Origin of the sequence: Natronosalvus halobius, assembly GCF_024138145.1 — an archaeon.
Classification (GTDB): domain Archaea; phylum Halobacteriota; class Halobacteria; order Halobacteriales; family Natrialbaceae; genus Natronosalvus; species Natronosalvus halobius.
On the sequence record NZ_CP099998.1, the window covers coordinates 209,271 to 229,468 of the forward strand.

Annotated in this window: 14 protein-coding genes; all 14 read right to left on the reverse strand. The window is 57.5% G+C overall.

Annotated elements, in window-relative coordinates; translation table 11 throughout:
- Positions 1 to 583: 583 nt before the first annotated feature.
- Entirely contained in the window at positions 584 to 1,306 is a 723-nt protein-coding gene (locus tag NGM15_RS17940) for a CPBP family intramembrane glutamic endopeptidase (protein ID WP_253438476.1), read from the reverse strand.
- Between the two features lie 375 nt (positions 1,307 to 1,681).
- Positions 1,682 to 2,116, reverse strand: a complete 435-nt coding sequence (locus NGM15_RS17945) for a toxin-antitoxin system TumE family protein (protein WP_253438479.1) — start codon at positions 2,114 to 2,116, stop codon at positions 1,682 to 1,684.
- A gap of 8 nt (positions 2,117 to 2,124) precedes the next feature.
- Positions 2,125 to 2,658 (reverse strand): DUF7342 family protein, encoded by a 534-nt coding sequence (locus tag NGM15_RS17950; RefSeq protein WP_253438482.1) that lies wholly within the window; start codon positions 2,656 to 2,658, stop codon positions 2,125 to 2,127.
- 950 nt (positions 2,659 to 3,608) lie between these two features.
- The gene (locus tag NGM15_RS17955; RefSeq protein WP_253438484.1) at positions 3,609 to 5,114 is read right to left on the reverse strand and encodes a primase-associated protein; all 1,506 of its coding nucleotides are present in this window, start codon (positions 5,112 to 5,114) and stop codon (positions 3,609 to 3,611) included.
- A complete protein-coding gene (locus tag NGM15_RS17960; RefSeq protein WP_253438487.1) occupies positions 5,111 to 6,007 on the reverse strand; it encodes a bifunctional DNA primase/polymerase in 897 nt (298 codons plus the stop codon). The genes NGM15_RS17955 and NGM15_RS17960 overlap by 4 nt, the downstream gene beginning before the upstream one ends.
- A 2-nt stretch (positions 6,008 to 6,009) precedes the next feature.
- Positions 6,010 to 10,203 carry an ATP-binding protein gene (locus NGM15_RS17965; RefSeq protein ID WP_253438490.1) on the reverse strand — a complete coding sequence of 1,398 codons (4,194 nt, stop codon included), beginning with the start codon at positions 10,201 to 10,203 and terminating at the stop codon, positions 6,010 to 6,012.
- On the reverse strand, positions 10,196 to 12,433 hold the full coding sequence (locus tag NGM15_RS17970) for a VirB4 family type IV secretion system protein (RefSeq protein WP_253438493.1): 2,238 nt from the start codon (positions 12,431 to 12,433) through the stop codon (positions 10,196 to 10,198). The genes NGM15_RS17965 and NGM15_RS17970 overlap by 8 nt, the downstream gene beginning before the upstream one ends.
- Positions 12,433 to 13,494, reverse strand: a complete 1,062-nt coding sequence (locus tag NGM15_RS17975) for a TraC-like domain-containing protein (RefSeq protein WP_253438496.1) — start codon at positions 13,492 to 13,494, stop codon at positions 12,433 to 12,435. The genes NGM15_RS17970 and NGM15_RS17975 overlap by 1 nt, the downstream gene beginning before the upstream one ends.
- Positions 13,495 to 13,500: 6 nt before the next feature.
- Positions 13,501 to 13,887: a hypothetical protein gene (locus NGM15_RS17980; RefSeq protein ID WP_253438499.1), complete on the reverse strand. Its 387-nt coding sequence runs from the start codon at positions 13,885 to 13,887 to the stop codon at positions 13,501 to 13,503.
- A gap of 76 nt (positions 13,888 to 13,963) precedes the next feature.
- The gene (locus tag NGM15_RS17985) at positions 13,964 to 15,391 is read right to left on the reverse strand and encodes an ATP-binding protein (RefSeq protein WP_253438501.1); all 1,428 of its coding nucleotides are present in this window, start codon (positions 15,389 to 15,391) and stop codon (positions 13,964 to 13,966) included.
- A 48-nt stretch (positions 15,392 to 15,439) separates the two neighbouring features.
- Positions 15,440 to 16,921 carry a hypothetical protein gene (locus NGM15_RS17990; RefSeq protein ID WP_253438504.1) on the reverse strand — a complete coding sequence of 494 codons (1,482 nt, stop codon included), beginning with the start codon at positions 16,919 to 16,921 and terminating at the stop codon, positions 15,440 to 15,442.
- 70 nt (positions 16,922 to 16,991) lie between these two features.
- On the reverse strand, positions 16,992 to 18,827 hold the full coding sequence (locus NGM15_RS17995) for a DUF8186 domain-containing protein (protein ID WP_253438507.1): 1,836 nt from the start codon (positions 18,825 to 18,827) through the stop codon (positions 16,992 to 16,994).
- Positions 18,828 to 18,885: 58 nt separating this feature from the next.
- On the reverse strand, positions 18,886 to 19,221 hold the full coding sequence (locus NGM15_RS18000; RefSeq protein ID WP_253438509.1) for a hypothetical protein: 336 nt from the start codon (positions 19,219 to 19,221) through the stop codon (positions 18,886 to 18,888).
- 369 nt (positions 19,222 to 19,590) lie between these two features.
- Positions 19,591 to 20,142 (reverse strand): cupin domain-containing protein, encoded by a 552-nt coding sequence (locus NGM15_RS18005; protein ID WP_253438512.1) that lies wholly within the window; start codon positions 20,140 to 20,142, stop codon positions 19,591 to 19,593.
- Positions 20,143 to 20,198 lie beyond the last annotated feature (56 nt).

Consider the following 20,198-nt stretch of genomic DNA (forward strand, 5'->3'; position numbering starts at 1 on the left):
GTCATCCACCCCCAGAATTCGAGCGGAAGGCGCTCTGTTCGCACTCACAAGTCTCATTGGCGGGAAGGCTCATGCACGGGTCAGCCGAATTACCTCCAGAGAAATCACGCTCGACTCTCGTAGATCACCTCTCTATCTTTCACCCCCTACCAGCAAGCTCATGACTTGAGATGCGGTTTCTGACTACACAGCGTGTGTCACGTATGCCAGAGAGTTACCATTAGGTTCCCTACAGAATCGGGTCGTCCACTGATGCTGGACGAATGCCAACTGAATCGCCAGCATAGTGTACTGGGCACAACGCACAATTGTAAAGTGTTTCATGCCTGTGCAACGCAGTCGAACAGAATACTAAGGGGGTTCCTGATTATATATCAGGTCGTGGACGACTGGCGTTCTGTTCGTCCTGTTTCGATCGACTCGCGCTAATCGACCTGAAGGCTCGGTTGAAATGCAAGTCTTCAGATGTGTTCCTGAACATGGAAGCTGTACCCATCAAGGAGGTCGCCTCTACCGGCTAACTCAACATTCCAAACTACGGTGTACCTGGTGACATCGCCGCTACCGGCAGTTCGAGGAAAACTCACGATTCGTTCTGTTCCCCTGCTCTGTAGGAGAGACGGCCTCCGGTAAAAACAACGAGGAGTACTGCGATTATGGAAAAAACGAGAGCACCTAATACACCACCATCGATGACGGTGGCAGACCAACCACCGTAGGGTAACTCATCGAAGAGACCTCCGAGAAGCGAACTACTTGCGTTCCCAGCAGCGTGAAGGAGAATAACGATTAGCAGGCTCCCACCACTCCCGTTGAACACCCATGTGTAGATAAACGAGGCCCCAATGGCAGTCATCATGAACGCGCCGAATTCTCCGACCGTGACTGGACCAAGGATGGGCGTGAAAAATGCTGGTATGTGATAGAGGCCGACAAGCGTTCCCAGAACGAGTGTCCCCCAGACTGGCCCGTAGCGCTCTTCTAACCGTGGGAGTGCAAAGCCCCGCCAACCAGGTTCTTCACCAATCGATGGGATGAGAATCCCCGCCAGTACAAGAGGGAGGAAGACGGTGAAGAACTGGGTCCAGTTCTCGACGAGCGCTGTGAGCGGGTCAGCCCCGAGAACAGCGAAATAGCCGAGAATCCATGCAAACAGGAACCCAAACAGAGCGACGACGTACCAGCGAAGGCCCACTCGCCACTGTTTGATCCGCCCCAACAATCGACGTACGCCCGCCCGCCCCTCTACCACAGAAGTCACGAGAATAGCTGCGAGTGCGGGTCCTAGTGTTGCAAATACGAACATCACGACCCCAATAGCATCCGGCAACGTATACGGTAACAAGCCCAGGCCAATGGGAGTCTCACTGACCGACCACGGAAGAATCAACAGCCACGAAATAGCGTACGCTAACCCAAAGAATGCCCACAGTGGTGAGGAGCGGACCGAGGACGCTACCGTTCGTCTCGCTCTTCCTTGGCCTTCCTCTGGTGTTGCCATGCAGTACCGATGAGGAGAAAACAAATAAAACACGGATAGTCTCGCCATCTCAAGCACAGCATATGAAATCTCTACGGCAATTCAGAGCAAATGTGATACATACTCACCTCTACTGAGAAAAGTGATGGAGGCACACATCGACGGCCTCATCTGGAAAGACTAGGATTCCAACGGCGCTTCTTACTTGTACCACAGCTCCGTAATCCGGTCTTCAATCTCGTCGAGGGCAAGCGCAACTACGTCGCGATGATCGACTGGCCACGATGCGTCCTCGCCGGGCGTCGGGGCGGTCGGTGGGGGATGAAAATGGTCTCGCGTATTATGGGGGTTCGGGTGGCGGTCCCACCGGCACTCCCAGGCGCTTTCGGGATGCACCTCTCGATAGTGGATTTTGAAATCGTCGTTCGTGTACCAGCGGACAGTCAGGGTCGCCTCAGTGACGGTCGCTGGATAGTACGGCGATGCGAACGAGACATGAAGTTCGAGATGGCCGCTGGCGTCTGTGATGGTTGCTTGTTCGACCTGGTTCGTAGCCTGGAAACGTGTCTGTAGAAACTCGAGGATTGGACGGTCGATAGGGGCAGGGCTGCTCCCATCGCCTGCTGGCGGCACCATCGCTGGTCTTACCCGGAGGCTTGTTCGCCGTCGGCGCCGACACATTGCTGGCGGGCGCGTTCGTAGCGCTCGCGCTCCTTGCGGGCGGTCGTCCAATCGGCGAGGTCGCTGTACACGTCGTCGATTGTCCGCTCGTCGCTGCCCTCCGCGGCGGCGACGGCGTCGACTGCGGCCGGTGACGCGGCGTCGTACGTCGCCTCGTACTCGGTGATGCGCGTCGTCAGCTCACGAACGCGTTCCTGCAGGTCCTCGACGGAATGGTCGGCTGCGAGCTGGTTGATGCGTCGCCACTCAAAATACGCGTCATTCCGTTCGTAGGTGGCCGGATGGCCATCGTGCCGGGTGACGATCCCCAGATCATCGAACCATCCCAGATACTTCCGGGCCGTCTTGGGATCACAGTTGGCGGTGTCGGCGATCGCACTCGCTGTCGTTGGCTCACGGGTTTGGAGGATGGTGCCGTAGATGCGCTGTTCGACGTCGTCGCTGGCGAACACGTCCTCGAATGGGGGAGGTCCATCGGTGGCGTCTGTTTCGGACATACTTGGAGTTGCAGCGCGAAGGATTTAATTCTTCCTTCGGGGAATAGTTTCCTGTGCCGATGTGTTCAGGCCACGACCGCTACAGACGTTAACCAACAACCGGGACTGTGTACCCCAATGTTGGTTAATTCCGTCTACCCCTCGTGGGGGTGACAGACATCTCGTCGTCGAGATAAACTCTCAGAGAACACAGCAGACCCACAAGCCATGATACAATGCTGATAAGAGTCGACGAGGGAACGCAGTCCTGGTGCCAGCACCAGCCGTCATCACCGCAACTCACGTTTGTGGCCACCACCGATCAGAATGGCGCAGAGACCAAGCACGTACAACTCACCTATCGGAATGGTGGTATAAATCTCAATGGAAAGACGTCGGCTGTATGTCGCTCGTGTCCGGCTGCCATTTCCTCTGCACTTCTTTGGATTTCGCCTCCCCTACCACCTACAGTCCAGCTTCACATCTCGTCGCTTCAGTTTAGATACGGCTACTGATAGGTCTGTGATTTCAGTCGCCGCCACCTGGTTGATTCGTACTCCTTGCACACACCATCCATTCCACCCCCTGTACCCCACCTTTTCTTTGGACGATTTTCGAGGTGCAGGTGGAGTGATGGCGGGCGTAGAATACTGAAGACGTGCTTAGAGCTGTTCTCTCCTCCTCAAATCGTGTTTGCAAACGGCTTCGAACCACGGAATGGTATATGCACCGTATTCAACGCTCTCGCCGGGAGATTGTGGAGTTGCGGTCAGATGTTCGAATCATGTGCCAATCGTATATGAAAATCATTACTCATCCTATATGAAAACGGAGGGTGGTGAACGGCTCATGTTGCTATTATCACCGGATAGAACGTCTAAATCGTGTTTGCAAAACGGGTGACCCGGGTAGCAAACTAGCTAGTAGTAGCGTGAGTTTGAATTGTGATAGATAGGGTGGTTCCGCTCCGGCTACTGCGGCGAGTGTTTCGACTGAGCGTCGATCTGCTCGTACATCTCTTCTGGGAACGGAAGGCTCCCATATATCGAGTAGGGGCACTGGTCGCGCCCGATGCAGTACCGCTGAATATCATCATTCGCACAATTCATTGGGAGGGGGATTTCACCGCCGATGTCGTTGTCGAGCTCGTAGCGAATCTGGTACTGGGTCACCTCCTCGTCATACCAGGGCCACCGCGAGAACAGGTCTTTCACGTCGCTGATGAATTCGTCTTTACTTGTGTCTCGATACTGGGGAAGCCACCATGCCATGCGTACCAGATTGAACAGATCCTTTCGGACGGGCTTCTTCTCCTGGAGGCGGTCGTCCATTGCCGCCATACAGGGCAGTTCGAACAGATTCTCGAGAGTGTCGACGTGTATAGGGCGTGCCCCATCGCTGTACTCGGTGAGTGTATAGCGATTCTCCCACTTGTGTTCGACAGAGACACTCTCGTGATTCTGCATCGCAGTCAGGGTGTTCCCCAGACTCCGTGGCGTTAAAAAGGAGTCACAGGCACGCTGTTCCCACGTCCGGTTAGGCTCGTACGCCTCCAGCGCCTCGTATAAATCTCGGGCTGTCTGAGGCTCATCAAGCTGTGCAGTGTCGGCGTCCGTGGCTTTGACGGCGTTAATGATCGTCCGGATATCACGCTTCTGCCGACTCCAATTCTCCCACACGCGGTGGGTCTGTCCGGCCTGGAAAAAGCGGTCAATGCGCTCCGTAATCGCGGATTCGTTCACGATGAGCCAGCTCCGCTGTTCCGCCGTCAACGCCTCTTCTTGAACCGCGAGCAGACGTCCGAACGCGTCCTCTGCGTACTCACGGTACTTTGCCATGAAATCCGAGACGGGAACGTATAGATTGTTGTCCGCGACATGGGCCTGGATTTCGCCCTGCTTCCCCTCGTCGCTATCCGTACGTGCCAGACATTTCCGTGAGGCGGCGACGAGTGGGATTTCGAGACAGTACCCCTCGCCAAACTCGGGACGAGTCGTGATGTCCGTACAGACACGTCCTGGGTGGACACCGTCCTCGCCGGGCGCTTTCGCGTAGAGCGTTTCGGCGATCTCCTGGTGGAGCGACCAGTCCTCGTACTCGCGAACGAGCGACCCGATATTGTTGACGTAGAGTTCGCGAAGATCACCGAGGAGAGCGAGATGACGGGGCGGGGTATCCTCGAGTTTCGGATGGTCCATGATACAGACCGCTCCGAGCGTTGTGAGGACAGCCAGCACTCCCGGATCGTCAACATAGGGGCGTTCGGTTGCCTCCTCTCGCGTGCTCGGTGCGAACGCTTCGGTGGTGAACCGCTCGATATCTGCAAGCATCTTCTCTGTTTTCTGCTCGCCATCGACTGTCCACCGCTGATACCCACACTCGAATAGCTGTGTGAGTTGGAACTCGCCTTCCTCCCGGGGGAGTGCCGCGACTCGATACGCCGTGTACTCGTCGTCTGTGGGTGTGTCTCGGCTCATGAGTCAAGGAAGTCGGGCGTCGCCTCGGTTCGGAAGTCGAACGCCGGGCTGTCAATGGGCTGGACGATTCGCGAGACATCAGCGTGTAGTGAGTACGGCAACCGTATCACGCGACGCCGGTCAGCGGTGACCACCGGGTCAATGGGGATCTCATATTCGTTGAGGAGCAGGTCGTTGATGACCTCGCGGCTTTGCTCGTCGTAGTGGTGTTCGCGATCCGTATCGAGCAGATAGACGTGACAGCCCTGTCCCGAGTAGACGACCATCGTCTCTTCAGCTGCGAAGTCGTCCTCGAAGATCTCCTGAACTATAAAGCCGTACTCGAGGGCCTGCTCGATATCGTCGAACGCGTAGGGATAGCCCTCAGGCGGACTGTCGAGAATCCCGGCGGTTCGAAGCGGCTCAGTCTCGACATCGTCGGTCGGTTCACCAGCGGTGGTTTCACGGGAAGCGCGCTGTGCGGCGATGTCTTTCGCATCGATATCGACTGCGAGCACCCACGGTCGCTTCCAGTGATCGAGCGCATAGTAGACTGCGTCGGGGCGTGGCTCCGGACGATTCAGGAGGTTCGGATCAGCGAGTGCGTAGGCACTTCCCTGAGCGGGGTCGTGCCGTGCGGGGTACTGGATGAACTCGACGAGGTCCTCAATCACTTCGAACTGCTGTACTGTCCGGTCGCCTGATCCACTCGTGTGCCACGTATCGCGACGGATGAACGACCGATCGGGAGCGTTCTGTTTCCGAGTTGGGTAGGCCTCACGAAACGCGATGGCGTACTGCTTCGGCCCATCGACGGTAACGAATGACGGCAGTGCGTCGACGTACTCGGGAAACGTCTCCGTGTAGTAGGTATGCAGTTCCTCTCGTGTTGTCTCTCGCCAAGAGAGGGTCATCGTTACTCCGACACCTCCGCTTCGAGACTTCGGAACGTGTGGAGGGCCATCATCCCTGGGTCGTCATACTCGCCGATTGCTGCACGAAGTGAGCTAATCGTCCGCCGCTGGGTCGAACTCAGCGAGAAATCGACTTTCCCGGCGTCGGTGAGTATCTCGATCGCGTCCAGAATGAATGCCTTATCTTCACAGGCCCAGACAGCAGCCGCGTCGACGTTCGCAAGCTTCTCGTAGTCTGCGAGCAGCGCCTCGGGATTATTGCTCGGGGTTTCCACTTCGCCAACCCAGGTGAGGTTGTCTGTGGTATCGAAGCCAGCGACGTCGAAGACTGTGTCGTCCCTATGCTGATAGTAGATCTCCGTTCGACCGACGTCGTCCTGTTGGGTGAGCCAGGCTTCAAGGAAGACGACGCCAGCTTTGTGTGGGGTTTTCTCACCGAGATCGCCGACGCCCGGATTGGCCTCAAGCGAGCGATCCAGAAACTCACGGCCAGCCGGTAACACAGTGTAGTACTTCTGGCGGAACGAGCGGTGTTCTTCGAGGAACCCTTTCTGTGTGAGCGTCTCGACGTCAAGATTGGAGAAGGGCTCTTCGAGCACAGTCATACTCTCCGTGAGCGAATACTCCTCGAGCCGGTGGTTCATCGCATCCAGCACGAGACCGAGGAATGCCGCCTCATCACGTGTGACACCTTCCTCGCGGAGCGTCTCATCCGGAATGGTCGCCGTTGCCTCTTGAAACCGAGTCGAGGGTGAGTTGTCGGGGATCGGGTCCTGCTCTGGTTCAGGTGATGCTTCTGTCCCGCTGTTGGGTGCTGTGGCAGCCTCGTCACCGGATGCATCTAACGACGCGAAGTCCTGGATCGTCACCTCGATACCGTACGTCTCGGCATGTTCGGTGATATTCCCAAGTCGTGTGAACAGTTCGCTGGAGCTTTCGGCGGTGGACCGTGCTCGGCGGGCTGCGATGAAGACGTCGTCTTTTGACGCAAACTGACAGCACGCGCTGGCCTTCCGGTCCTCCGACGAGGTATACTCGGCTCCACAGAGGTCACAGACGTAGCAATCGGCATCCGCATCATGGTGTACGTGCTCGGGCAGTGACGCCCCACCCGATGCTTCCGTCGTTTCCGACGTATCCGCTGTATTGTCGTTCCGTTTTTCTTGAGTCGCCATACCTGCCGGCTCTGGAGTCGAAGACTGTGGGCCTGCCTCGACATCCTGTGACTCGTCGGCAGCTGCGCCGAACATGGGTGCGCTACCGATGGTTCGCTCCTCATTCGATGGCGTTTGGGCCTCGTTCATTGTGGCCGTTGTCTCGCGGTCCGCAGACGCGCCTGAATCGCCGCTTGTGCTACTTGCACCGAAGAAGGTGGTCTCCAATGAGTTGCCACCGGCAGCCGCTTCAGCGGCGGCTGTGCTTCCGCTCGCCGTCGCAGGCTCTCCGTCGACGTCATCGCCCACCTCGTCTAACGTATCCCGAACCTCCTCGCGAGCAAACTGACTTGTCCGGCCCGGCAGACTACACTCCTCTTGCGTTCGCCGCATCACCTGGGGAATTTGCTGTTCCTCGAAGAGGTGCCGGTCGTCGCCCGACAGTGGGGTCTCGCTCTCTGGGTGCCCCTCTGGAATTGGCAGCGACGCGAGCGAGAACGGCGCCGGGCCCGTCTGTCCAAATCGGGGGCTCGGTAGCTGGGCGATCCACTCACCGGCTGGCAGACGACTCACACGATTGCGGAACTCGGACGGGCTCAAATTTTCGTGAGCCATCGACTCCGCGAGCTTCGCATCGGTCGCGATATTCCCGATGAGCTTCGTCTTGACGTTATTCAGAATCTCCGTGTACGGCCGGTCGGACGTGCTGTACTGCGCCACCTGTTCGGGGTACTGGAGAACCAGGCCGAGACTTACGCCGAACGCTCGCCCCTGTGGGATGAACTGCTCGTAGACCAGCGAAGACGTCGCGATCGCTGCGGCCTCCTCGATGATCATGTTCACAATTGTGTCGTCGTCGTCACTCTCGCGCTGACGACTACCGCCATTCAACGATCGCCCACCGCCACGGCGACCTTGCACGGCGTCCCAGAGATTGCTCAACAGGATCATCGTCAGGGCGTGCTGGGATTCGGCGCGGAACTCACCCAGATCGAGTAAGATGACGGCGTCCTTGTCGAGGAACTCGCGAAAGTCGAACGCGTTTCCGACGTACGCCTCAGCTTCATCGTCCCACCGAGGGACGTGAGTGAATATTTGGTAGAGGTGCTCGTGCTCGACGAGTTTGTCGAGGCGATTCGCCGCCGCACCCATCGTCTGCTGGAACTGGCGCTCGTCGACCTGGCACTTCTGGATCAGTGACTGCTCGATGTGCGCGTTCGCGTCGCAGAGTTCGGGCACTGTCTTATCCCGGCTCATTCGGAAGACCGCCTGAATCAGGTCCTCGAGGCTGAACGCGTCCTGGCCGTACTCCTGGTCGAACAGCGCCTTGATGAGAAAGGTGAGGATTTCGTTGGCGACGTATGCCTGCTCGTGGCGTTCTTCGCCGAGAATCAGTCGCATAATCTCGTGGAAGTGCTCGACCTTATCCTGGACGGCGTCCTCGCGAGGTCGCCCCATCGCGATTGCAGGGCGAATATCGAAAAAGGAGACGGCCGGCAGCATCTCCGGCGCGTTGAAGTAGTAGACCTCGTCCAGACGCCCGTATTTCGCGTAGTGGGCGCGGAGATAGTTCTCGGCCATCCCGTCACCCTTCCCGTCGAGGAGAACAGTCGGGCCGTCGACGTGCTCGTGAAGGGAGAGCATCTCAGCTTGAACTGCGGTAGATTTCCCACTCCCCGTCGACGCTGCCCGAATGTAGCTCGTGGTCAAGAGATCCGGTGGAATACGAACCGGCTCGTCTAGGGGTTCGCTCCGATTCCGGAGGGGCTTCCCGACCGCCATGCCTGCCCCCGAAAACGCCTCGAGGAGATCTGGATCGGGCAATGGAAGCGGCTGGCGGAGTCGTTCCTTGCCACGGGCGCCTCGCGATCCCTCAGTGGTCAGCGTCTGGCCGCTCGGCACCGCCACAAAATTCGCGAGTTCGTCCGCGTTCAACACGAGCTGGGGACGGCGTTTCCCCATCCAGGACTGGTTGAACGACCGAGTCAGCAGTCGGGTCAATTCCTTCCGAGCTGGGTCGCGAATGTTCGTCAGGCTCTTCGAGACATAGCTGCCGTCGAGGTGATAGAAGTAGCCGTCGAGGTGGTTGAAGGCGTTCGCGAGCGTCTTGATATTGTTCGAAGCCTGTGCCCTATCTACATCTTCGGGCTCCTCGGGAAGGACGGAAACAGCGCGGAGGTTCACAAGAAACGTCTGTGAGGGGCCTTTCTGGTCGATGAGCGCCTGTCTGGATGCGACCTCCCCACTGGCTGCACTCGACGTCTGCTGGGTACTCTCACCGACATGAGGTGGGTCACGACCACGTCGACGATCGCGAATACGCTCCTGATCGGCGCCGTAGACCATATCGGCGAGACTCGTTCGAGCAGACTGGAGGGCACCATCGTGTTTGGTCTCGATCTGCTTTTTCCGGGCTTCAGCCGCTCGCTGCCAGCTGCTATACCGGGTAAACAAGACCTGCAACGCGGTGGGTGCTGTGGCCTCTGTGAGCCGTTCGACGGCCGCCGCAAGTGGTGCCCGTGCCGGGTTGCCCGACTGAGTGGCCTCCTCCTGGGCATGCGAATACTGCTTGATCGGTGTCATCCAGTCGCGGCTTCGCTCGCCGACGCCGTTCCAGCGGGCAGCGAGCGGCGTTCGATCGAAGAGTGAGACGTCACCTCCATCGTCGACAGCCGTCTCTCCTCCCTCAGCATTCATGCTCGAGTCGTTCTCAGTGCCGCGACCCTCGTAGTTGGCGAGTTCGGTTCGGAGATCGACGGCTTCCTCGTAGATATCGTAGCTCGCTGGATAGGCGGTCTGCAGCTCGGACTCGAGCGTGGGGAGCAGTTCCTCGTCTTCGACGCCGAGATAGAACCGGACCGGCGCGTCGTTCCCCTGCGTGAGCACCAGAAATTCGAACGCCGGTGGACTCTTCCGGGGGTCGTATTTGATTTTCCATCCCGTTCGAAGCTTCCGCAAGCCAGCCAGTCGGGAGACGATATCAGATGGGTCGACGCGTTCCCGCGACGGCTCAATGCGAATATAGCGACGTTGCTCAGTCATCGGCCTCTTGTGGTGCTGTTGATATACCGGCCTCCTCGAGCAGCGAGTCCGGGATCTCGTAGTCGTCGACACGCCCTTCCTGGGCGAGATACTCGACATCGCCGGCGTCGATATAGCGCTGATCGACGAGATACTCCCACGGGTCGAGGCCGTCGTCCAGCACGTGAATCTCGTAGTCGTTCACGTGGAGAGCGAGCGACTTCGTCCAGTCGTTGACGGCGAGCAGACACTCCGAGTAGCCGCCGTCCTCGCCGGTTTGGGCGGTCGCAATGAAGTTCTGCTCGGAGGGCGTGAGGCCATGGAAGTCGATCATAGCGTTGCTGACCGACTCGTGGTGGAAGATCTGCTTGATGTCACAGAGATTGTAGACGTTTCGTGCCTTCTCGACGGCCTCCTCGGACTTCTTATCGGACTTCGCGATGAACTCGTCGATCGTCTGTGAGATGAGTGTAATCGCCGTGTTGAAGTGGCGACTGTGGCGGATGAACAGGTCGATCATGTCCGTCGTCGCCGCCCGCCGTAGCAGGTAGTGGGCTTCGTCAATGGTGACCTGCGTTCGTCGGTCGCTGCTCTGGGCGCGTTGATAGATCCAGTCGAACATCACATGCATGAACAGCGGCGCCTGCCCCGTGTCGGCGAACATCGACATGTCGATGGCGACCAGCCGATTGTCGAGTTCGACGTTGGTTCGCCCGTTCAGATTGTCGTTCTCGCCGCCGTGCTGGAATGCCTCGAGCCCGAGGAGGAGCTGGTAGGCATACTTCTCGTCGGCTTCTCTGAACCGCGTCTCGAGCTGTTCGATCTCAGGCCGAACGCGCTCCTCGTCCGCATCCTCGTGAAGCTCGAGGAACTCCGACGGCTGGTCACCGTCTGTGAGTGCGTGCAGGATCTCGAGGACGTCCTGTATCGTCGGACTCGTATTCTCGTGGGTCGACGGGTTAGGGGTAATTCCGTATTTGAGATAGGCAAGCCGAACTGCCCGCCGAAGGATGCCCTCCTGTTCCTTGCTCAGCGATTGGTCGGCGACTGCCGAAAAGTGAGTTCGAAATAGCTCCATCACCGACCGGAACTTCTTCTTGAACGGGTCGTCCGCGACGTCGTCGATGCCGCGCCGGATTTCGAGAGGATTGACCGTGTTCTGCCCGCCAAAGCGGATGACCTGTCCACCGAGGTCGTTCGCGAAGTCGACGAAGTCCCCGAGCGGATCGAGGACGAGCATTTCGATCTCGGGATCCATCATCAGGCGATGGTACATCTCGTGCTTCTCCGCGAACGTCTTCCCCGATCCCATCTTCCCCGCAATCGCTTTCGAATACGACGAGAGCCGGTAGCGGTCCAACAGAACGGGTGTGTTCGTGCCGTCGAAGCCGTAAAAGACACCCTCCGGGTCAGCCACAGCGGGCTCGATGAACGGGAACATCGTCCCGACGGCCGTCTCCTGCATAAGTTGAGTCGCCTTGATCGGGTCGTCGCCCAGTGGGGCTAGCGCGTCCTGAGATTCGATCTGGCGTTTCTCCAGCGTGACGGCTTTGGCATTTGCGGCACCCACCGTTTCGATGACGCGTTCGGTCGCATCATCGAGCTCCTGCTTGGTATCCGCAATGACCTCGATGTAGATCGCGAAGTCGAAGAGTTTCGTCTCACCGAGGATAATGTCCCAGATGAGCTCTTTGACCATGTCGCGGTCAGCCTCGGCTTCGTGAGTGTTGGTCTGATTCTTCTCGTATTTCTTGTGCAGTCGGGCTCGCAGCTGCGTGAGGCGTTTCTGGAGCTTGCGGAGGACTGACCCCGTATCGCGGGGGCTGATATGCTGGGTGACGCGGACGTGGTCGTTGGTCGTGTACAGATCCTCGAGCCAGCCCAGTGGCACGCGTTCAGGATAGCCGTGGATGGTCAGGGTGCGGACGAACTGGTCGTTGCGAACCATGTAGCCCGACTCGAAGAGGTTCGAGACTTCCTGAAGCTGTCGTGGGGCGATGACGTCACGGTCGGCCAGCGTCTGTTCGGTCTCGTCCTGGATGACGCCAAGCCGGAGTTCTCCGTCGTCGACGTCCTCGACTTCGAGCAAGTACCCGGCCTGCTTGCGGATGTTCTCCTTCGTGAGGTCATCGCCGTTCGCCTCGAGAATCTCCGCAGCGCGGTCGAACGTCTCGTCGTCGATATCATCGATGCTGGGTTCGCTACTCCCTACGGGCAGCCACGACCGGAGGCGGTCGAATCGGCCTGCCATCAGTACTCGTCCTCCGTTTTCGTCGCGTGCGAAAATTTCTCGAACTTCGGATCGACGTGGTTGTAGTAGTGATAGAGAATCTCCATCGTCTCCTGGCGGTCGGTGACTCGTTCGATGGAGACGTCAGTCCGACCGAGTGTGTTCGTGATCCGACGTTGGCGCTGCCGGACCTCGCGGATACAGAGTTCGGTTCGAACCTCCGCATGAGAGCCGCCCAGTGGTGTTCGATTGACGATTCCCGAACAGACCCTACCGATGATCGGAAGCGTCCTGAGCTGACTCAACACGCTTCCTGTATCGAGATCCTTGTGGACCTGGTCGGCCTTAACGCGCGTCACGATGTAGAAATCGCGCTGTTTGAGGTCCTCGTCTTCGATGTTGGTGTTGGCCCACTGGATGTAGAATTTGCGTCCGTACTGGAGGATTGGCGTCTGGCCGCGTGAAGCTCTGCTCGCGCCGGCTGTATAGAACCGCTCGAGATGACCAGTCAGATCGAACGTCTTTGGATAGCAGGGGACGGCAACGCTGGACTCGAGCGACATGAGGAACGACACGTACGCACTCATCGTGTCGCGTTTCGCCTGGTCACTGAGCGAGAGCCAGTTTTGGGGATGAACTTTCAGCAGGCCGATGTAGCTGTTCCCGTCGACAGCGATTCCATCATCACGGACGTAATCGAAGCCGAGTTTCGCCTGAGTGGTCGTGGGCTCGCCGAGTCGATTCTCGAGGTCGAAGTGGTCGCGAGCCCGAGCCCGTTCGCGAGCGGTCGGGAGATCGGTGTCGATATCGTCGAGGAATCTATTGAGTGCCCGAAGAACTTCGAGGTCGGACTCGGGTGCTGTCGACGATGCTCCGTTACGGGTCGCAGCAGTCGGATGGTCACCGTTCTGTAACTCAGAATCCGGCCTCGAGTGTGACTCGGTCGCTGACATGCTCGTCGTCGATTGTCCGGCTGAAGTATCGGGTGAAGAGTTCTCGTTGGCTGTCTCGTCAATTTCGTGTTCCCCATCGCTGCCGGCGACGGTCCCATCAGTAGTCTCGTCGGAGGAGGCAGATCCCATACGCGGTTACCTCGATTCGGTCTCCTGGTCAGCTTCGATCGTCTCGATGTCGAGGCCCTCTTGCCGGACGCCGACGACGTCCTGGACAACAGCCGTCTCTGCCTTGGTTCGAGTGCGGCGGTTATAGTACGAGTTCGACGAGAGATAGTAGTCAGCGGCGGCACGGGCGTAACTGATCGGTCGCTGGCCAGCGGGCGCAACGAGGAGGATGAGGATTCCGAGTGTGAGACCGATGCCGCCTGCAATCAGGAAGAGCGTGCCGGTGAACCCGAGGCTCTGGGCGATACCGAGGGCGAGAAACGGGATGACGAGAACCTCGCCGGCTTCGCGGGCGGTGAGACCGAATAGCAACTTCGTGTTGATGATCCGGCCTGCGATAGGGAAGGTCTCCATGTAATCATTACCTTACAAAGATAGATAGTTAATCGTTTCTCTACTATGTCGGTTTTTCCATAGCATTCACGATTTGTTAGGTATCTTTGCCCGTAGAGCGGTCTGGGAACGCCTCGTGAATATCCTCGAGCGTGATTGCCTCAGCATCGCGCTCAGCTGCGTGCATTGCGGCGTCGTCGACGATTCCCACGACGTCAGCACTGCTGAGCCCTTCAGAGCGCTCGGCTAACTCGTGATAATCGTCTTCGTCAAGAGCGGTCGGAAGTTCCCGGAGTCGTACGCGGAAGATCGCCTCACGAGCGTCGTCGTCAGGGAGGCCGATTTCGTACTGCTGGTCAAACCGTCCTCGGCGTGTGGCTGCCTCATCGAGGAGATCAGCTCGATTCGTCGCTGCGATGACGAGGTAATTCGGGTTCTCGTCATCTAAGTGTGTGAGGAACTCATTGACGACCTGGGCGTGCTCTCGGTGGAGGTCGTTACCGCGACCAGCGAGGAGGGCGTCGATTTCGTCGATGAAGATGACGCACCGGTCGAACTGTTCAGCTTCGGCGAAGAGCTGGTTGACCTGCTCGGTTGACTCGTTGATCCACCGGGATTTGATATCGCCCGCAGATAACTCGAGATACGGATGGCCGAGTTCGCCGGCGATTGCTCGAGCGAACAGGGTCTTCCCGGTTCCGGGTGGGCCGTAAAGGAGAATTCCATTCGGTGGTGAGACGTTGAACCGCTCGTAGGCTTCGTCAATCCGGGTAAGTGGTCGAAGGACGGATCTCTCGATATTTGTTTTCAGCGACTCCATCCCACCAATATCTGCAAACCACGTCTCTGGTGCAGGCTCCCATTGATACCTGCGATTTCTCTGCAAATCATCGTTCTGTAGCGCCTTTCTGTCCTGACCATCCGTTCCATTCATGGATGTAGGTGAATTCACAGACTGTGTACCTGACTGGCTGCGCTGCTCCTCCTTTGTTTGCGAGCTATAGCTATCTGGGCTAGTGTCCGTGAGCCCGGAAAGATTAGCATACGTCATCATCGGCACGCTAACGAGCCAACTCAAGCCTACAAGCAAAGTGTCATCAAACAGGGCAGCAATTCGTAATGGCTGAAAGATTCTTCCGAACGATGGCCAGAGACCCTCTAAAAGCGGAAGGAGCCAGACAGCAGTTAACATGACGGACCCAACGATTATTCCTAAAAACCATCCTCTCTCCACATCCTCGTCGTCCTGCCCAACTACGAACTCTATCATTGTAGTCGCGACTATGGCAATAACACTCGGTACGAACCAAATAGCAGGCACACTAAGGATTGTTGCAATCCACCCGATTGAGGTAGGCATCTTGGCTGCTACCCAAATTACGCCTAACGGCACCAGAAGGTAACACGCAGACAGTACAATAGCTGAGAAAAGAGAGGTGAAAATGGTCTTGAATATCTCATCGAAGTTCCGCTGACTATTGGTCCCCTCCTCTTTTGTGGACGTAGTGTGTTCTTGTTCGTCCATTATTATCCTTAAGCTACGGAATTCCGTTGTATATGCATTCGGTCAACCCTACTTTGACTGGCCCTTGTTAGAAGAGGTGTCAGACCAGTCGTTCAGTTCATGTTGTTTCGGCCCGGAATCATCTGACGTATCGACAACCGGGTTTTCTCGGTAGCGCTCAAGGCCTGCCTCAGCCCAGTCGACCGGAGATTGGTGGAGATTCCGCGTAGCATAGTCCGCACCTGCATGTGCATCGTTGATCACTCGTTTCCCACCTTTCTTTCCGGAGTGTCCGATTCGCTTCCCCTTCTCAACCTTTTCTTCGGAAACAACGCTCGTAGCAACGTTCCCAATCGTACTTTTTGTTCGTCCTGCAGCAGAGCCTGCCTTCCCAACAGCGGTGCTACCCACTCCTTTAGTTCGTTTATCGATCCCTCGCAGCCCCTTCGACGTCCCATGCCTCGCCTGTTCGACCAGAGCAGTACGAGTCGACTTTCCGCTGGACTGGTTTGCCGACGAGCTCTGAGAACTCGACTTACTCTTCGCACCCTGTCGACCGGAGATCCGCCGCGGTGACAGTCCGGCCATCGCCGCTGATTTGATGCCAACGAGTGCGGGAGCGACGAGTCCGATCAACCAGAAGAGGTACGCCTCGAGGACTTCCCCGAATCCGGGATCACTCGCTTGCTGACTCTGGGCAGCGGTCGCCCCCTGACCGGCCATGTCCGCGTATGCCCCGGCGGCTGCAGCACCAGTCTGTAGGAGGCCAGCCATCACAATTCCGGCGAGGAGCATGTACGCGGTCGCTCGAAGGACGGTTTTCGAAATCTCCGACGCGTAGCGAAGCGGCCCGAAGTCCAGGAACAACATTGCTCCGAGCACAGGTAGGAGGATGAACGTCGCATTGAACAAGAACTCCCGCAGGATGAAGACACCAAGCGCGAGGAGGATGCCTGCCACGGACACCATACTCAGGATGAGTCCACCGATGATCGCACCAGCGCTCGACGCCGCAGCTCCGTCGAGGCCTGATTGCAAGACCTCCGGGCCGAATGCAGCGCCGTAGTCGGCAGTGAAGATATGGCGAATAAGCGCGTTCGTCAACAGCAGACTGAAGTGCATGATCTGCCGGGCCACGGCGACGAAGATAATCACCTTCAGCGCTTTCCACACCAGCATGAAGTTCGTCACTTCGATCTGGTCGGCGAACGGCTTCGTCGCAACACCCGCCATGAACATGATCACGAGCAGCTGCGGGAAGATATCCAGATTGTGCTGGAAGGCTGCCTGCATCCCAGGATCTGAGTAGGGACTATCGAAGATGATGAACGTGAGTATCCCGTTGGCGACGAGTTCACCAATGAACCCGAGAATCCCGGTCAAGATGTAGGTGAAAAAGTCGGCAATCCAGTCGGAGAACACGGCGGCGGGTGAAACTATGGGTGCGTCAGGCAACAGAATCGCAATGCTGTGCAGACTGGCCGATAGTATTTCGGGACCGATGCTGTCATGAGTGACGTCGGTTGGGACGTGGTATTTCGAGCCAATCATTGTGTTTTCTGAGGTTGTTGTGGGGCTGTTGTGTGCGTGTTAGAGTCACCACTCGAGCGTCTCATAGGCTCTATCCCCCCTCCTTTCGCATGTACGCGAACGGTGCGAAAAAGATGACAAACGCGATCACCGAAACCAGCGCACCCGCGAGGCTGGTCAGGAGTTGATAGATGTCGAACGGATCCGGCTGGAACGCGACTCGAGCCTGTACTGGCCCGTAGTAGACGTTTTCGGAGGCGTCAGCCATACCTGCAAAGGAGGCGGTGACGTAGAGGTCTCGCCGCTCGACGACGATGGCGCCGTCAGCGTTGGTCGTCTCTCGCCCTTGGGCTGCCCCTCGAAGCCAGAGCGTTTGGTTCGTCAGCGGTTGACTAGTGGCCGTGTCCGTAAGCTGGATTTTGGCATGGGTCTCGTTGAGAACCGTGGTGGAGAGGCTCGTGTTCTGCTCGCGAACGGTTTGGGTCGTCAGTGGAATCGAATCATTATGGATATCGCGAACCTCCGTGATCGGCTGGTCGACGTTCGTAATGACGATCGTCGTATAGCCACGAGGGGGCACCGAGGTGAGATTGACATGGCGGTCGAGCGGAGCCGCGCTACCGGACAGATTACTGCCATCCAGGTGCGTGATCTCTGGACCAGATGTGGCGTCCGTCTGTTGGGTCCACTCGAGCGTTGGCTGCCGACGGTTCGCGATAAGCTGGACCTCGAGGACGTTCGGGAACGCGACGGTCTGCTGTCGGGTCTGTGCAGTTTCGAACTGCTCGGTAAGCGTCTGGGCGAGACGTGTCTCGTTTCGGGGTGATACTGAGGGGATGGTGTACGATTCCGGAAACAGACGGTGGCCACGTGTCGCGTTCACGTACTGGCGCTGTGAGTAGACGCCCCAGACGTTCTGGATGCGTCCCTCTGCGTCGTCGAACTGCGCATAGCTCCAGAGTCGACGCTCAGAGAGGGATTGTGACCCTTCGAACGTGAGGACGATTCGGTCGATATCCTCCTCAGTGCGAACGATCGTCTGGGTGACGCTGAGGTCCTGGTTCGTCGTGACAGTGATACGCTCACTGTCCTGGACTGTGTGCGAGAGTCGAAGCGTTTCATCGGTTGCATTCGATAACTGCCAGCTGCCGCCGTCACGGACGTAGGTACTCGTCGTGACGGCAACTGTCGAGTTGATCGTCGCACGAACCTGCATCATCGTTGGCTCGCTCGCGTTCGCGCCGTCGTACTCGAGTTGTCCTGGTGACTCCGAATCACTGGCCCAGGTCTGTTCCCCAATTCGAACGCTCCGATCGACCTCCTGATCGAGGAGGTCGTAGGAGAGACAGGTCCTGGTGTCGCCGGTGACAGTGCATGTCTGATTCGGGAGGCGGGTCGAGTAATCGAGGTGAGTCAGGACGGTCCCGTTTCGGGGGATGAGTAGCCGCTCGCTTTGGTTTGCAGTGCGGGTTTCCTCACCGGCACCGATGCGAGTACGCGCTCCGTCCGCTGTACCGAGAATCGTGATATGGGCGTCTTTGATGACGGTTCCGTTCGAGCGCTGTGAGTCGGACAGCCAGAGACTCGTCGAGTCGTTGCGCTGGATGGATTCCAACTGGGCAAGCCGATACTCGCTGAGTGTCTGTTGGTCCGGCCCAACACGATAGGGTGGCTGTGTTGTCGTGTAGGTAAAATCGCGCGTCCGGCTGATGTTTGCCAGGGAGGAGTTCTCCTCGCGGACGACGTCGTCAATGGTGGGAAGCACGAACGGAGGAAGCGATCCGGAATCTGGATCTCGATCATCGGAGAGAAACGCTCGTGTTGCGTTGTCCGGCGCGATACTGGCTGGTGTTGTGACTGCACTCACGACGGGGAGCGTGAGGAGGGCGACAAGCACCAGACCGGTGAGGGGACGACTGGCCGTCATAGATCAGTGTAATGGGGTGGAGCGGCGGCCCACTCTTGGTTCACCTCAAGTGGACTGCTCAGGGGATGACTGGAACGATCATCCCCGGGGCGAGGTTCTCGAAAAGACTGACGAACACGTTGTAGCTCACCGAGAGGATGATCATCCCGGCGCCACCCCACATGCCGCGCCAGCCCCATTGGGCGCGATCGGCGCTGCGCCTGGAGACAAACCAGACAGCGGCGCCGACGAGGAAGACGATCACGCCGATTTGACCGAGGGTTGTGGCGACGAACTCCTCAATCTGCGTGAGTGAGTTGTTGATTTCGTTTTGTTGGGCGGCAGCGACGCCTGTACTTGCGGTGAACACGATCAGAACGACCAGGGTTCGTGCGATACCTTGTCGATAGTGCATGATTCATCCATCTTACCGACGGTACTAATAACCTTAGATTATCTTATTGAAGTATTTCCCTTGGATGCTAGATAGCGATTTTAATACATAGAAATAGTAAGGAGATTGTATTCAGCCGAGTATTAACGCCGCGAGGAGATTGTTTTCATCACTCTAATTCGCTGGAAAGCCCTGACACAATGACTCTAACAGCTATGCTGAAATTCTTGACCAATGATAAGTGTCTGTGACCGTGCTGAATACACAGCGCGTATCTCGCAATAAAAGGGCGTTCAAATCGAACACTCCCGGTTCGCTCAATACAGGCGGTTCACCGGGCGTCCAGATGCGAATTGAACAGGTCTGGTGGACCACTGAGAGACTCGGATGCTACTTTGAAACGTAGTTCTCATCGAGAGCGACGACTTCGTTCCGTTTCCGATCGACGAAGAGCGCATCCTGCCATTCAGTCTCGTCGGTATCCGTCGCATCCGTGTCCGTAACGTCTTCAAGAGCTTCGAGTCGGGCGACGTTATCGAATTTGGCCGCAGAGAGTGATTCGTGACACTGCTCGCCGATTGCCTCGATTTTGTGCCGAGCTCCACCCGGCACGTAGACGAACTCCATCGGCCCGATTTCGAGCGTTTGATGGCTCCCATCTTCCCGTTCGAGGGTATACCTGGCCCGCCCATCAAGACACATATTTACCTCGTCGAGACCCGGGACGTGTGTATGCCAATCGATCTTTTTGGAGGGCTCCATCTCGAAGTAGAGCAATCTGAACTCGTTTGTTCTGATAACCAGTGGAGTACTCCTAACACCTTCGGAATCCGTATCCTCGGGATTCTCGGTCCCAATCTTGTACATCGTTTGGTCGGGAAGGTGAGTACGGGCAAGTTCCTCGGGGGTCAGTTCTGATTTAGGAACCTCGTCCTTTGTCATAACTGGCCATTATGAAGAATGACCTTATACTTATACATACAGAAGAAAAATGATAT